This window comes from Erwinia sp. B116 (assembly GCF_002865965.1).
Lineage (GTDB): Bacteria > Pseudomonadota > Gammaproteobacteria > Enterobacterales > Enterobacteriaceae > Erwinia.
In genome coordinates this window covers 1-12,241 of the sequence record NZ_JRZZ01000024.1, presented here as the reverse complement: position 1 = coordinate 12,241, position 12,241 = coordinate 1, and the positions used below count along the sequence as shown (strand labels likewise).

Below are 12,241 nucleotides of genomic sequence, written 5' to 3'. Positions count from 1 at the left end.
ATTACTGCGGCTATTATTCCCGCGCTTCTTAACCCATTTCCAGCAATTTATTTTGGTCCGAACGCGCAAGCGAAAAGGTAAAAAAAACGGACCAATTTACTGCCTTAAGGGTTTTTTGAGCTTGTACTAAGTGGTTTTGTGAATGCCATCACCTTTTATTGGTTTGTTTATACGAAGCGCCATCCCGTACACTTTTTCACACATCCACGGCCCTCATCAGGGCAGATAAGGAGCGGGAAATGAGTCATTCAGCCATCATTGGTGACCTTATCCAGGGGGTAGGGGGAAGGGAAAATATTCATAAAGTCTGGCACTGTATGACCCGGTTGCGCTTCGATCTGGTTGATGAAGATAAAATCAATCGTCAGGCCATTCTTCAGCTGCCGGGAGTGCTGGGCGTTCAGTTACAGAGCGAACAGTTTCAGGTGATTATTGGCCCGGAGGTTGAGCGCTGGTATCAGCTGATTAACGGCGAGGCGGCACCTGCCACCGACGGACCGGCTACAGAGAAAAAGAAAAAAGGCTGGGTATCGCTGTTTATGGATACCGTCTCGGGCGTGTTCGGGCCGATTGTACCGGCGATCGCCGGGGCGGGGATGATCAAAGGCCTGCTGGCGGGCTTGATTGCTATGGGCCTGCTGTCGACCAGCAGTGATACCGTCAGGATCATCGATCTGATTGCCAGCGGGGTCTTCTGGTTCTTACCCTTCTTCCTCGCCGTTTCCGCCGCAAAGATGTTTAAAACCAATGAGTATCTGGCGATAGCGGTGGTGGCCTGCCTGATGTATCCCTCATTAATTGATGCGGCGAAACTGCTGGCCGGCGGCGCGCCGGGCGCGGTGCAGACCTGGTGGTTCGCCGGCCTGCTGCCCATTTCGGTGTTTAACTATGCGTCCAGCGTCATACCGGTGATCTTCTCGGTGCTGGCGCTGAGCTATATCCATCGCGCGGTGGACCGCATCATGCCGCAGGTGCTGAAAACCGTCTTTACGCCAACGCTGACGCTGTTTATTACCGCACTGGTGGCGCTGGTCGCCATTGGTCCCGCAGGCATCTGGCTGGGTAAAGGGCTGGCCTGGTGCATTCAGGGGCTGTTTGATACCTCGTCCGTGCTGGCGGGGCTGATCGTTGGGGCAATTCGCCCGGTGGCGATCCTTACCGGCATGCACCACGCGATGACCCCGATCGCGCTGCAGAACTTTGCCACCCAGGGGTACGACATGCTGATGCCGATGATGTGCATGGCCAATATGGCGATTGCCGGTGCCACCTTTGCCATCTGGTTTCGCAACCGGCATCGTGCCGATCGCACGGTCACCCTGTCGGCGGCGGTGTCGGCGCTGCTGGGGATCACTGAACCTGCGCTGTTTGGCGTGCTGACGCGGGAGAAGCGGGCTTTCGTCGCCGCGATTATTGCCAGCAGCATTGCTTCTGCCTTTGTCGCCTTCTTCGGCGTACGGCTGTTCGGCTATATCCTGTCCAGTATTTTCAGCCTGCCCGCCTACATCGGTCCCTGGTTCCCGTATGCCATTAGCGGGGTACTGATTGCGCTGGTGCTGTCGTTCAGCCTGACGCTGCTGCTGGTCGGCAGGGGCGCTGAACGGTCAGCCGCTGATGGCGGGGGAGGCTGAATCAGTAAAGCGTGACGAACCCGATCACCCCCACCATTCTGGTGACAATGGTCGGGTTGTCAGTAAAACTGACCCGCTTGCTGTCGGCGCGGCATTATAAGGTGCAGAGCGGAGGCGGGCTGCTGGCCGGGGCAGACACCACCACCGCCGGCACCTGACGCGCCAGCAGATCCACCGGCAACGGCGTGCTCAGCGGAACGGGCTATCGCTGCGCGTTGGCCAGCGGTGCCTCGGCCAGAAACGCGGCCAGCGGTGCCTCGGCCAGAAACGCGGCCAGCGCACGCCGGGCCTGATTCAGTGCTTCATCTGCCACCGGCTGGCCCGGCAGATAAACGAACTGCACGCGGTGGATGCCGACGGTAGCAAGCGTGTGCCGCAGGTAAGGCGTCAGGAAATCCGGCTGCCTTGCCGCATCCCCTGTACAGATACCGCCCGACCTGACCAGCACCAGCGTCGGCCTGTCGCGCAGCAGCCCCACTTTCCCCTCCGGCGTATTAGTAAAGCTGCGCTCAATACGCAGCACATAGTCAATCCACAGCTTCAGCGCGGCCGGCACGGTAAAGTTGTGCATCGGCGTGGCGATCAGCAGCCTGTCGCAGGCTTCCAGCTCGCTAATCAGACGCTCTGAAACTGCCAGCGCCGGATCGCTGTCCGGCGCGGCTGAGGTGAGAGCCTGCGCGTACCGTGCGGACAGCGGGGCAAGCGGCTCAGCCGCCAGGCTGCGGGTGATAAGAGGGAGGTCATCACCCGCTAAACCCCTTTCGCGTAGCGCAGCCTGCACTAACCGTGTACCCGATGAAGTGTTGCCAAACGGGCTGCATTCAAGGAAAAGCGTCTTTTTCATGCTTTATGGCACCTGTAACGCCTGGCTGAAGTGCAGCCCTTTTGAGAGCAGTCCCTGATGAAAATAGAACCGCTGTGCCAGGGCATTGCCTAAGGCGGTATCCAGCACCAGATGCGCACAGTTTTGCTGCTTTGCCTCCTCGCGCAGCGCGTCGATCAGCCTGCCGCCAACGCCCTGGCTGCGTGCCTCAGCGGCGACAACAAGGTCATCAACGTAGAGGAACCGGCCGTATAACAGATTTTCCTGCAGGCGATAGCCCGCCAGCCCCATCAGCTGTTCGCTCTGCCATGCGCCAAGCAGGCGATAGCCTTGCCCGGCCTGACGAACGATCTGCGCCGCAAAAGTATCTGCATCGGCGAGATGCGGCCGTAGCTCGCGCATCAGCGTGAAGCTGGCCTGCCGGTCCCGTTCCGGGTCAATCAGGCTGAAGTGATAAGTACCCATAGTTAACCCCTGATGATTAAACAGTAACCTGTGTACTTTAGGCAGGCGGTCTGGCCGGTTAAAGAGACAAGAACTGACTAAAATGCTGGTTCATCGCGCGGGGAGGGACGGCGGCGATAATGATCCCCCTGGCACGGGGCCCTGCGGGTGAGCCAATCCGCAATTTTTACTTCTGGCCTACCAGAATTTGATAGGTGTTTTTGTATATACTAATAATGCCTTTATTATTAAGTATGAATTTAGTATCTGATTTTATTGTGTTTTTAAAAAATTGATTGGTCGATATTTTGTATATACTATTCTTAACAGGTTGTGGGCCACTAAGGATGGATATGCACCATGGATTTGATCATGCCTTCTTCAGTCACAGCAAAAATTTTGCAAAAACACGGTGTGTTACCGAAAGAGGTTCATGAGTGTTTTTATAACCGAATCGGAAACTATCTGATTGATACCAGAGAAAAAAATAAGACCCGACCACCGACGTTGTGGTTTGTTGCCGAACAGACCGGGGAAGGCGGTTAAAAATATGTTTCGTACCCGCCGGGGTGGGTAATGCATTTGGTTTACCGGTACTGAAGACGGCTTATCCACCGGATGCCACCGAAGAAGCACTCTGGCGCAAACATGGGCTGTAAGGGTTTAACTGATTCAGCAAGGACGCTAAATGCGGGCTCAAAAGGTTCGAAGAGGAATACGCGATGAGTAAAAAGACCCCTGAACTGTTAGATGATGTGGATGAATGGGAAAAACGCGCGCTGGGTGCCTCTGAGGAGCATGTTGCCGTGGCCCCCCGGCAATATGCTGACGAAACAGACGAACAGCTCGGGCTGCAGGCGATCTCAATCCGGCTGCCGAAGTCACTGATTCGGGACCTCAAAGAGATTGCTGCCCGATATGATCTTGGCTATCAGCCGATGGTCAGAGACCTGTTAAACCGTTTTGCCGTCGCTGAGCAAAAAAAATATTTCACCGAACAGCTGGGTAAATACACGGTCGCAGAAGAGCGCTCACAGGAAGATACCGCGCCTGTTTCTGAATTTATCGCCGGTTTGAAGAGGCAGGCGTGAAGTGGATGAGTCGCTAAGAGCATGGGCATTGCAACAACGGTTTATTGCCAGGGCGATGGCATCCCGTCTCAGAGCGAAAGAAACAGCAGATTATCGGCCTGCCTCTGAGGTTTTAAACCGGCTGGTCTTGAAGCTGCACGCTGCGCAGTTTAAGTACCCGCGAAAATAAGGGTCTGACTAACAGTTTTCTTGCACCCTAACGCTCATTTTGACGGTATCTGCAATCATATTGAGCGGATCGGATAAGGTAGCGCTGCGGCAGATGCAGTAAGCTGGTGTTCTGACGGCCAGCGGCCTTTACTTCCCCTTTTTCAGGAACAGACAGCCATGAAACTCTACAGTGACAGCTTTAACGACGGTGCGGCGATCCCGGGCGAATTCGCCTTTGCGGTAGCGGGAAGCGACGAGCCGATTGCGCTCTCCAGCAACCGCAACCCGCACCTGCGCTGGGAAGATGTGCCGGCAGGGACGCAGTCGCTGCTGCTGATCTGCCACGATCCGGACGTGCCTTCCCGCGCGGACGACGTTAACCAGGCGGGCCGCACCGTCTCACGCGATCTGCCGCGTATCGACTTCGCCCACTGGATCCTGCACGGCATTGCACCCGACGTGCGTGAGATTGCCGCAGGCAGCCACTCGTCGGCGATTACCGCCGGCGGTAAACCGGGCACCAGCCTGCCGACTGAATTTGAGCACGGCATCAACGACTATACGCTGTGGTTCAGCGGCGATACGCAGATGGCCGGCAGCTACTTTGGCTATGACGGCCCGTGCCCGCCGTGGAACGACGAGCTGATGCACCGCTATATCTTCACCCTCTACGCGCTGGACGTGCCATCGCTGACCATCGAAGGTGAGCCGGTGCTGGCTAACGTCAGGACCGCGCTGGGCAAGGTCGGCGTGCTGGCCGAAGCCAGCCTGACCGGGCTGTATACGCTGAATCCTGACGTCTGAGCCGCCGGGCAGCCGCAGAGCAGGTGGTAAATCCCGCCGAGCCTCGCTGTACTTTTTGTCGCCCTGCCGTAAGATGAAAGCCCGCTTTCATATGAAAGCGGCAGACGACAACGTGAGGTCACAGTGCAACGGCGGCATCAGCAGATTCTGGAACGGTTAGAGAGCAAGGGCAAGGTCAGCGTGGCGGAGCTGGCGCAGTGGCTGGGCGTCTCCGGCGTGACCATCCGCAAGGATCTGGTGGCGCTGGAGCAGCTGAACCGGCTGCGGCGCGCCCACGGCTTTGCCCTCGCCTTAAACGATCTGAATCAGCGCATCGGCAACAACGTCAGCGTAAAAGAGGCGATGGCCAGAAGCGCGCTGTCGCTGCTGACCGCCGGTGACACGCTGTTTATCGAGGCCGGCAGCAGCAACGCACACCTGGCGCGGGAAATTGGCCGCTCCGGCCTCGACGTCACGGTGGTAACGCCCTGCCTGTACGTGGCCAGCGAGCTGAAAAACGGCCCGCAGGAGGTGGTGGTGCTGGGCGGTGTGCTGCAGAAGCGCAGCGAGTGCCTGGTCGGCCCGCTGACCCGGCTGGGCATCAGCAGCATCAACGTCAACAAGGTATTTATCGGCATCGACGGCTACACGCCGCAGCAGGGCTTTACCGGCCGCGACGTGATGCGTGCGGAGAATATCCGGCTGGCGCTCGAGAAACGCGTGGAAAACGTTGTGATTGCCGAATCGGATAAATTCGGCAGGCTGTTTCCGTTTAACGTTGCGCAGCATGCGGATATCGGCACGGTAATCACCGACCGGCTGCTGGCGGAGGAGTATCTCGCGGTACTGCGCCAGCATGATATCAGGGTGCTGATGGCCTGAAGGCGGCCACGTCGATGCCGTGACGGCGGATCTTGTTATACAGCGCGCCGCGCGACAGGTTCAGCGTCAGCGCCACCTGGCGCAGATTGCCCTGCAGCTCGCGCAGGCAGGCTTCGATCTGCGCTTTTTCAACCGCTTTCAGGCTGCCGCTGGCGCTGCTCGTCGCGCTGCCGCGCAGCGGTCCGGCGCTCAGCCGCAGCTCGTCCGGCAGGTTGTCCGCCGCGATCGTCGCCCCTTCGCAAATATTCAGCGTACGTTCGACGACGTTCTCCAGCTCACGCACGTTACCCGGCCAGGCATAGCCGCTCAGCACGCGCAGCGCCTCATCGCTGAAGGCCGGCAGCGGCCGCTGCAGCGCCCGGCTGACTTTATCGCAGAACAGGGCGGTCAGGTCGGCAATATCCTCGCGGCGCTCGCGCAGCGGCGGCACCGCCAGGCCAATCACGTTAAGGCGGAACCACAGGTCGCGGCGGAACGAACCGTTCTCCACCGCTTTCAGCAGGTCGCGGTGGGTGGCGGCGATAATCCGCACGTCCACCGCCAGCGGCCGCTTGCCGCCGATACGCGTGACTTCCCCCTCCTGCAGTACGCGCAGCAGGCTGGTCTGCGCCTCCAGCGGCATATCGCCGATCTCGTCGAGGAACAGCGTGCCGCCGTCGGCCAGCTCAAATTTCCCCGCCGCGCCGCCCTTACGTGAGCCGGTAAAGGCCCCGTCTTCATAACCAAACAGCTCGCTCTGCACCAGATCGCGCGGCAGCGCGCCGCAGTTCAGCGCCAGGAACGGCCCGCTCTGGCGCGCGCTGGCGTTGTGGATCGACTGGGCAAACAGCTCCTTGCCGGTGCCGCTTTCGCCGCTCAGCAGCACGGTACTGTCGCTGCGTGCCGCCGCACGCGCCATATTCAGCACGCTGCGCAGCGCCGCCGACTGGCCGCAAATCATCTCAAAGCTGTAGCTGGCGCTGCTGCCGAGCACCCGGCGGGTGATTTCACGGATGCGGCGGTGCTCGCGCAGCGAGATCACCCGGCCGCCTTCCGGGGTGATCACCACTGAAATCAGGCAGGAGACGCGGGTGCGGCCGTCCGGGCAGACGGTCAGGTTGCGGTCGCGGCAGGCGGGCAGGGCCTTGAGGCTGATGCCCTCCGGCTTCAGCACCGCATCAATATCCTGATATCGCACCTCATCGCTCAGCGCCAGCACCTGGCGGGCATACGGGTTAAGCAGGCGGATCGTGCCCTGCGGGCCGGTAACGATCACCCCTTCATGCAGCGACTCGACGATTGAGGCCTGCTCGTTAAGCAGCTGTCGCAGCTTAAGCTGCTGCGAAATCGCTTCCGCCGCGGCCTGCACGGTGCCGAGCGTGTGGTAGTGAAAGGCGTGCTGGCTGGCGGTCAGCGTCAGCACGCCGAGCAGGTTGCCCAGCTCGTCGCGCACCGGTGCGGCCGCGCAGTGTTTACCGCGCTCGCGCAGCGCGCGCATATAGTTCTCTTCGCTGAGCAGCCACACCAGCCGGTTTTCGCTCAGGCAGCGCCCGGAGCAGTTAGTGCCCTGCACCGACTCCAGCAGAATACTGCCGATCGGCGTTAAATCCTGGCCGCAGAAGGCAATGGTCACGCCATGCGCATCGGTCAGGTTGATATGGCCGTCCGGGTTATAGGCCAGCAGGTTACGCATCACCTCCTGCGCGATGGTAATCAGCCCGGCGTTGCTCTCCAGCACCGCGCGCAGCTGCTCGGGCGCAATAAAGGTGTAGCGGAACGCTTCGGGGTTAATGCCCAGCCGGCGGCTGCGCTGCCACGAAGCCAGCACCGTGCCGCGTAAACCGGGTGGCGTCTGGCCGGCGGCGAACGCATCCCACGCCCGGTTCAGCTCCCCCGGCTGTGCCGACAGCGGCGCCTCCGACATGCGGGCAATCAGCCCCCACTCCTCTTCCCCGAACTGCCCCTGCTCGCTCATGCTGCCACTCCTGCCGAATTGAGGTGTTCATAATACAGACATGTTCACAAATCATGTTCTGTTTATAAACATGCTGTGATCGCCATCATTTTTTAACTGACTGAAATTTCAGGATATCGGAGTTGGCACAGCCCTTGCTAACTGACATGTATCTGGCCTGCGGTGTCTTACCCGATCCCCGGTTGCGTCATTAAAACAACAACTCCACACCCTACACATAAAGGAAATTAGCATGTCTGAGACTCAAAAAGTGATTCGCGTTGGCCTGATCGGCGCCGGTCGTATGGGCTCTTTCCACGGCCAGACGCTGGCGCAGCGGATCCCGGGCGCAACGCTGGCAGCGGTGGCCGATCCGGTGCCGGGGGCGGCAGAACGTCTGGCCGCGAAACTGGGTGCGGCAAAGTTCTTTACCGATCCGCAGGCGCTGCTGAACGATCCTGAAATCGATGCCGTGGCGATCGTCTCCCCGGCGCGTACCCACGCTGAACTGGTGGTGGCGGCGGCGAAAGCCGGTAAAGGCGTCTTCTGCGAGAAACCGATGGCGGTCACGCTGGAAGAGGCGGACCAGGCGATTGCCGCCGCGAAAGAGGCGGGCGTAGTGCTGCAGGTCGGCTTTAACCGTCGTTACGTCAGCGGTTTCAGCGCGGCGTACCAGGAGATCAAAGCGGGAAAAATCGGTACGCCACAGCTGCTGCGATCCACCACCCGTGACCCGGTGCTGAACGATCCGTCGCGCATCCCGCACTGGACCATCTTCCTGGAAACGCTGATCCACGACTTCGATATCCTGCTGCACCTTAACCCGGGCGCGAAGCCGGTTTCAGTCTATGCGGTGGCCGATGCGCTGGTGCGCCCGGACTTTAAAGAACAGGGCCTGCTGGATACGGCGGTGGTCAATATCCGCTTTGATAACGGCGCGATCGCCACCGCAGAAGCCAACTTCCAGGCGGTGTACGGCTACGACGTGCGTGCCGAAGTGTTCGGCAGCCAGGGGATGCTGCAGGCGGGCAGTATCAATATCAACAACTGCGTGCGTTATACCGCAGCGGGGATCTCCATCGATACTTCACGTCAGGATACCGACCTGCTGCATGATGCGTATGTCGCAGAACTGACTGATTTTGTTGATTGTGTGCGCAACAAGCGTCAGGCTGAAGCCAGTGGCGAAGCCGCCCGTAACGCGCTGGCCGTGGCGCTGGCCTGCATCGAATCCGTGCAGACTAACCAGCCTGTGCAACCGTAAGGAGCCTGAATATGTCGCACTACTCGCTTTCCGTTTGTGCTGAAATGGTGTTTACCGATCTGCCGTTTATCGAGCGCGTCGAACGACTGCACGCGCTGGGCTTTGGCGTGGAGATCTGGGACTGGACGAAAAAGGATATCGACGCGCTGGTCAGCACCGGCGCGCGCTTTACCTCAATGACCGGCTATATCTCCGGCAACCTGACTGATGATGAGGAGATCGCGCAGCTGCTCTCCAGCGCCGCCGAGTCGCTGCGGGTGGCCGAACGCCTGAACTGTCCGTCGCTGAACCTGCACGGCACCGGGCTGAACAACGTCGGCCTGCCGGTGAAGCCGGTAGAGGTGGTGACCGGCGCGATGTGGCTGAAGGCGAAAGAGACGCTGTCGGCGCTGGCCGCCTTAGGCGAACAGGCCGGGCGCGTCTTTACCCTTGAAAACCTGAATACCGCCGTCGATCATCCGGGCACACCGTTCGCCAGGGCAGAAGAGACGCTGGCGCTGGTCAGCGCGGTGAACAGCCCGTGGCTGAAGATGAACCTGGATATCTACCATGCGCAGATCGGCGAGGGCAACCTGGTGGAGCTGATCCGCCGCAGCGATAAGCATATCGGTGAGATCCAGGTGGCGGACGTGCCGGGCCGCCAGGAGCCGGGCACCGGCGAAATCAACTACCCGGCGATCGCCCGCGCGCTGGCGGGTATCGGCTACGGCGGCGTGGTGGCGCTGGAGGGCTGGGCGTCCGGGGATTCGGTGCAGGCGGTGGAGGCGTTCCGTAAGGCGTTTACGCTGTAATGCGGCGAGCACTCATCTGATGGTCGGCGGTGGAATTGCACCGCGACTACAACACCATCAGCATGGGCGTGCTGCATGACTTCTTCGGCTGCCTGGCGCTGGAAAACCGCGACAAAATCCTCGCCCGCAACCAGAAATTGCTGCGCGAAAACCTGCAGACGCTGGACGCGTGGGTGCAGGGCGAGCCGTTAATCAGCTATGTCAAACCGCAGGCGGGCACCATCGCGCTGCTGAAGTATGACCTGCCAATAGGCTCCCGTGATTTCTGTATTCGCCTGCTGCAGCGCTATGGCGTCATGTTCACCCCCGGCGAGGCGCTGGATGTGGAAGGCTATCTGCGGATTGGTTTTGCCAATAATCCTGAGGTGCTGAAAAGCGGGCTGCCACGGGTCAGTCAGTTCCTGCGCGAGCTGGCGGCGGAGCTGCAGTAACCGGGGAAACAACAGACCTCGGGGTGCTCACTACTCTTTTTGGGGCGGGGATAAGCTCTGCCTTAATTTATGGCAAAGGGTGGTTCCTCCTCCCCGTTTTATCAGCAGCATAAGTGGCATTTATATCAAGCATGAATCACAAATCGGATGGTGTTTATGGATACAGAAGAAGAGATAAATCAACGCAGAGATGAAGATGGCCTGTAACAGGTTTCGATAATATGGGGGGCTCAGAAAAACGTAAGCCACCTCCGGATTAAAGTGGCAGGTAAATAATTTTACCCTGACGCTCAGCCTCGGCCCTGGCGGCCATAAAATGCTTCATCATCTCAACTTTTGCTTTATGGATGGCCTCGAAATCAATTTTATTCTCAGGCTGGATAATTTTTTGTCCGTACGGCATAAGCTGCTCCATTATTAATGAACGTCAGCCCCAACTTTCCGGCTAACCTCTTCGCATACCGTGAGTATATGGTATGCAGTTCTTGACGTTCTGCTGCAAAAAACAGAACCTGTATGGTCAGATTGTCAGCAACTCTGAGCATTAAGTCAACCAGTGTGGCATACAGATATTGCAGCTCAGAAAGTGTCAAGACGAATGAGCTAACCGGTTTTTCAAAGATATTTACAGGTTCTTCTCCAGGTACAGGATAATCTCGTTGCTGCTTTGCTCTGTCCAATTGAGCAATGTCTGCAAAGCTGACTACTGAGACGCATAAAGTCTTCATCTCCTCGCCAATCATGGTATACAGGGTTTCCGCTGCAATAGGATCATCGGATGGCGGGCAAAAGACGAGACGGTAAGATGCACGACGGCTGCTGTTTCCTGAAAATGTGAATTCGATGTCAAGGTAAGCCATTTCTCCAAACATGGCTAAACCCGGTATTAACAGTTTGTGCGTATGCATAAATGCGATGTTCCTTCATCGTTCTGTTAAAATTTTCCGTTACAAATAAAATGCATTCAGTTAAAAGTGACTTATAATTTCCAAAATGGTGATGATAACGTTAATGGATTAATTTTGGGGAGCTATTCATGCTGTTAACAACACACAGCGATATTTAAACACCTGTCTTAAGCTGCCAGTTAGCAGCAGAGTCAAGCTAAGCTACGGATTCAGTGAACTGAAAAGAGCACTAAAACGGTGGTGGAGAACCGGCCGCTGCCGCTGTGAGCGGGGGAGGTGATCCACTCGCCGGGGGACACCCGGCGATTTAATGATCAGACAAGCGGCTGTCGATGGCGTGGAGGTCGTAGCCGATGGGTTACTCTGTCGCGATCGCCGCGCGCTGCCTGCGCGACAGGCCATACCCGGCTAAGGCGCAGATCGCGATAAACCACGGAATAATCTGTACCCACTTCGAGTCGCTGCCGCTCAGCAGCTGTAAATTGTTGATCACCAGAATCAGGGTGGCGGCCATCGCAATCAGCGCCAGCAGCGGGGCCCAGAACACCTGCCAGCCGCTGTGCGTATGGCGCGTCTGGCGGAAAAAGGCGATCACGGCGGCCGAGACGCCCACCTGCAGCAGCAGTATTGACAGGGTGGCGATGGCCGAACCGAAGGCGAAGATCTGTCCGACCGGGTCGACCCCCATGCTACCCAGCGCGGCCAGCAGCAGCAGAAAAATGACGCTGTGCAGGTGGCTTGCATTATGCGGCGTGCCGTTTGTCGGGTGGGTGCGGCACAGCTCTTTCCAGATCAGCCCGTCGCGGCTGATGCTGAACAGATAACGGGAAATGTTGTTATGAAAGGCCATAGCGGCGGCGAACAGGCTGGTGATCAGCAGGACGGACATGGTCTCCACCGCCCACTGGCCGACCACACTGCGGGTGATGGCAAAGAACAGGCTGCCGGGATCCTGACGCGCCAGCGTCACCAGCTGGCCGAAGTCGTAAGCCTGCAGCAGTGCGAAGCTGGTAAAGCAGAAAAAGGCGCTGATAATCAGCAGCGCACAGAGCGTAGCGCGCGGCACGGTTTTCTGCGGATCGCGGCACTCTTCGGCATAAATCGCCGTGG

The 12,241-nt window shown here is 58.5% G+C and carries 15 protein-coding genes; 9 read left to right on the top strand and 6 right to left on the bottom strand.

What is annotated here, in order from left to right:
• Positions 1–239 precede the first annotated feature (239 nt).
• The gene (locus tag NV64_RS15625; protein ID WP_056232747.1) at positions 240–1,631 is read left to right on the top strand and encodes a PTS transporter subunit EIIC; all 1,392 of its coding nucleotides are present in this window, start codon (positions 240–242) and stop codon (positions 1,629–1,631) included.
• Positions 1,632–1,642: 11 nt separating this feature from the next.
• Positions 1,643–1,789, top strand: a complete 147-nt coding sequence (locus NV64_RS23450) for a hypothetical protein (protein WP_156365546.1) — start codon at positions 1,643–1,645, stop codon at positions 1,787–1,789.
• A 44-nt stretch (positions 1,790–1,833) separates the two neighbouring features.
• Here NV64_RS23450 and NV64_RS15620 read toward each other — a convergent pair whose 3' ends face one another.
• Both NV64_RS15620 and NV64_RS15615 read right to left on the bottom strand, forming a co-directional pair.
• Positions 1,834–2,475 (bottom strand): FMN-dependent NADH-azoreductase, encoded by a 642-nt coding sequence (locus tag NV64_RS15620; protein WP_101506275.1) that lies wholly within the window; start codon positions 2,473–2,475, stop codon positions 1,834–1,836.
• 3 nt (positions 2,476–2,478) lie between these two features.
• Entirely contained in the window at positions 2,479–2,919 is a 441-nt protein-coding gene (locus tag NV64_RS15615) for a GNAT family N-acetyltransferase (RefSeq protein ID WP_056232743.1), read from the bottom strand.
• Positions 2,920–3,258: 339 nt separating this feature from the next.
• Here NV64_RS15615 and NV64_RS23710 point away from each other — a divergent pair, with 339 nt between their 5' ends.
• From NV64_RS23710 to NV64_RS15600, 4 genes are all read left to right on the top strand, one after another.
• Positions 3,259–3,444 carry a hypothetical protein gene (locus NV64_RS23710; RefSeq protein WP_199177674.1) on the top strand — a complete coding sequence of 62 codons (186 nt, stop codon included), beginning with the start codon at positions 3,259–3,261 and terminating at the stop codon, positions 3,442–3,444.
• 176 nt (positions 3,445–3,620) lie between these two features.
• Positions 3,621–3,989 carry a hypothetical protein gene (locus NV64_RS15610; protein WP_056232741.1) on the top strand — a complete coding sequence of 123 codons (369 nt, stop codon included), beginning with the start codon at positions 3,621–3,623 and terminating at the stop codon, positions 3,987–3,989.
• Positions 3,990–4,316: 327 nt separating this feature from the next.
• Positions 4,317–4,943 carry a YbhB/YbcL family Raf kinase inhibitor-like protein gene (locus tag NV64_RS15605; protein ID WP_101506274.1) on the top strand — a complete coding sequence of 209 codons (627 nt, stop codon included), beginning with the start codon at positions 4,317–4,319 and terminating at the stop codon, positions 4,941–4,943.
• 123 nt (positions 4,944–5,066) lie between these two features.
• Positions 5,067–5,804, top strand: a complete 738-nt coding sequence (locus tag NV64_RS15600) for a DeoR/GlpR family DNA-binding transcription regulator (RefSeq protein ID WP_056232739.1) — start codon at positions 5,067–5,069, stop codon at positions 5,802–5,804.
• Here NV64_RS15600 and NV64_RS15595 read toward each other — a convergent pair.
• Positions 5,785–7,758 carry a sigma 54-interacting transcriptional regulator gene (locus tag NV64_RS15595; protein WP_101506273.1) on the bottom strand — a complete coding sequence of 658 codons (1,974 nt, stop codon included), beginning with the start codon at positions 7,756–7,758 and terminating at the stop codon, positions 5,785–5,787. The genes NV64_RS15600 and NV64_RS15595 overlap by 20 nt on opposite strands.
• Before the next feature lie 232 nt (positions 7,759–7,990).
• Between NV64_RS15595 and NV64_RS15590 the strand changes: the two genes are divergently transcribed.
• Genes NV64_RS15590 through NV64_RS15580 form a run of 3 tightly spaced genes read left to right on the top strand, consistent with a single transcriptional unit; the run spans position 7,991 to position 10,223 of the window.
• On the top strand, positions 7,991–9,001 hold the full coding sequence (locus tag NV64_RS15590; protein WP_056232736.1) for a Gfo/Idh/MocA family oxidoreductase: 1,011 nt from the start codon (positions 7,991–7,993) through the stop codon (positions 8,999–9,001).
• A gap of 11 nt (positions 9,002–9,012) precedes the next feature.
• A complete protein-coding gene (locus NV64_RS15585) occupies positions 9,013–9,792 on the top strand; it encodes a TIM barrel protein (RefSeq protein WP_056232735.1) in 780 nt (259 codons plus the stop codon).
• Between the two features lie 29 nt (positions 9,793–9,821).
• On the top strand, positions 9,822–10,223 hold the full coding sequence (locus NV64_RS15580) for an aminotransferase class I/II-fold pyridoxal phosphate-dependent enzyme (RefSeq protein ID WP_199177673.1): 402 nt from the start codon (positions 9,822–9,824) through the stop codon (positions 10,221–10,223).
• Between the two features lie 256 nt (positions 10,224–10,479).
• Here the strand turns inward: NV64_RS15580 and NV64_RS23705 are convergent, their stop codons facing one another.
• The 3 genes from NV64_RS23705 to NV64_RS15575 all read right to left on the bottom strand — a co-directional run.
• A complete protein-coding gene (locus tag NV64_RS23705) occupies positions 10,480–10,626 on the bottom strand; it encodes a hypothetical protein (protein ID WP_199177672.1) in 147 nt (48 codons plus the stop codon).
• Entirely contained in the window at positions 10,595–11,131 is a 537-nt protein-coding gene (locus NV64_RS23215) for a hypothetical protein (RefSeq protein WP_146005501.1), read from the bottom strand. Before NV64_RS23215 ends, NV64_RS23705 begins: the two co-directional genes overlap by 32 nt.
• A 358-nt stretch (positions 11,132–11,489) precedes the next feature.
• Positions 11,490–12,241: APC family permease (locus NV64_RS15575; protein WP_146005500.1), on the bottom strand; the 752-nt coding region annotated here is incomplete at its 5' end.

Bases quoted from the DNA above. Each gene is read 5' to 3' on its own strand.
- NV64_RS15625 (WP_056232747.1), top strand. From the start codon at position 240: ATGAGTCATTCAGCCATCATTGGTGACCTTATCCAGGGGGTAGGGGGA.
- NV64_RS15620 (WP_101506275.1), bottom strand. From the start codon at position 2,475: ATGAAAAAGACGCTTTTCCTTGAATGCAGCCCGTTTGGCAACACTTCA.
- NV64_RS15615 (WP_056232743.1), bottom strand. From the start codon at position 2,919: ATGGGTACTTATCACTTCAGCCTGATTGACCCGGAACGGGACCGGCAG.
- NV64_RS23710 (WP_199177674.1), top strand. From the start codon at position 3,259: ATGGATTTGATCATGCCTTCTTCAGTCACAGCAAAAATTTTGCAAAAA.
- NV64_RS15610 (WP_056232741.1), top strand. From the start codon at position 3,621: ATGAGTAAAAAGACCCCTGAACTGTTAGATGATGTGGATGAATGGGAA.
- NV64_RS15605 (WP_101506274.1), top strand. From the start codon at position 4,317: ATGAAACTCTACAGTGACAGCTTTAACGACGGTGCGGCGATCCCGGGC.
- NV64_RS15595 (WP_101506273.1), bottom strand. From the start codon at position 7,758: ATGAGCGAGCAGGGGCAGTTCGGGGAAGAGGAGTGGGGGCTGATTGCC.
- NV64_RS15590 (WP_056232736.1), top strand. From the start codon at position 7,991: ATGTCTGAGACTCAAAAAGTGATTCGCGTTGGCCTGATCGGCGCCGGT.
- NV64_RS15585 (WP_056232735.1), top strand. From the start codon at position 9,013: ATGTCGCACTACTCGCTTTCCGTTTGTGCTGAAATGGTGTTTACCGAT.
- NV64_RS23705 (WP_199177672.1), bottom strand. From the start codon at position 10,626: ATGCCGTACGGACAAAAAATTATCCAGCCTGAGAATAAAATTGATTTC.
- NV64_RS23215 (WP_146005501.1), bottom strand. From the start codon at position 11,131: ATGCATACGCACAAACTGTTAATACCGGGTTTAGCCATGTTTGGAGAA.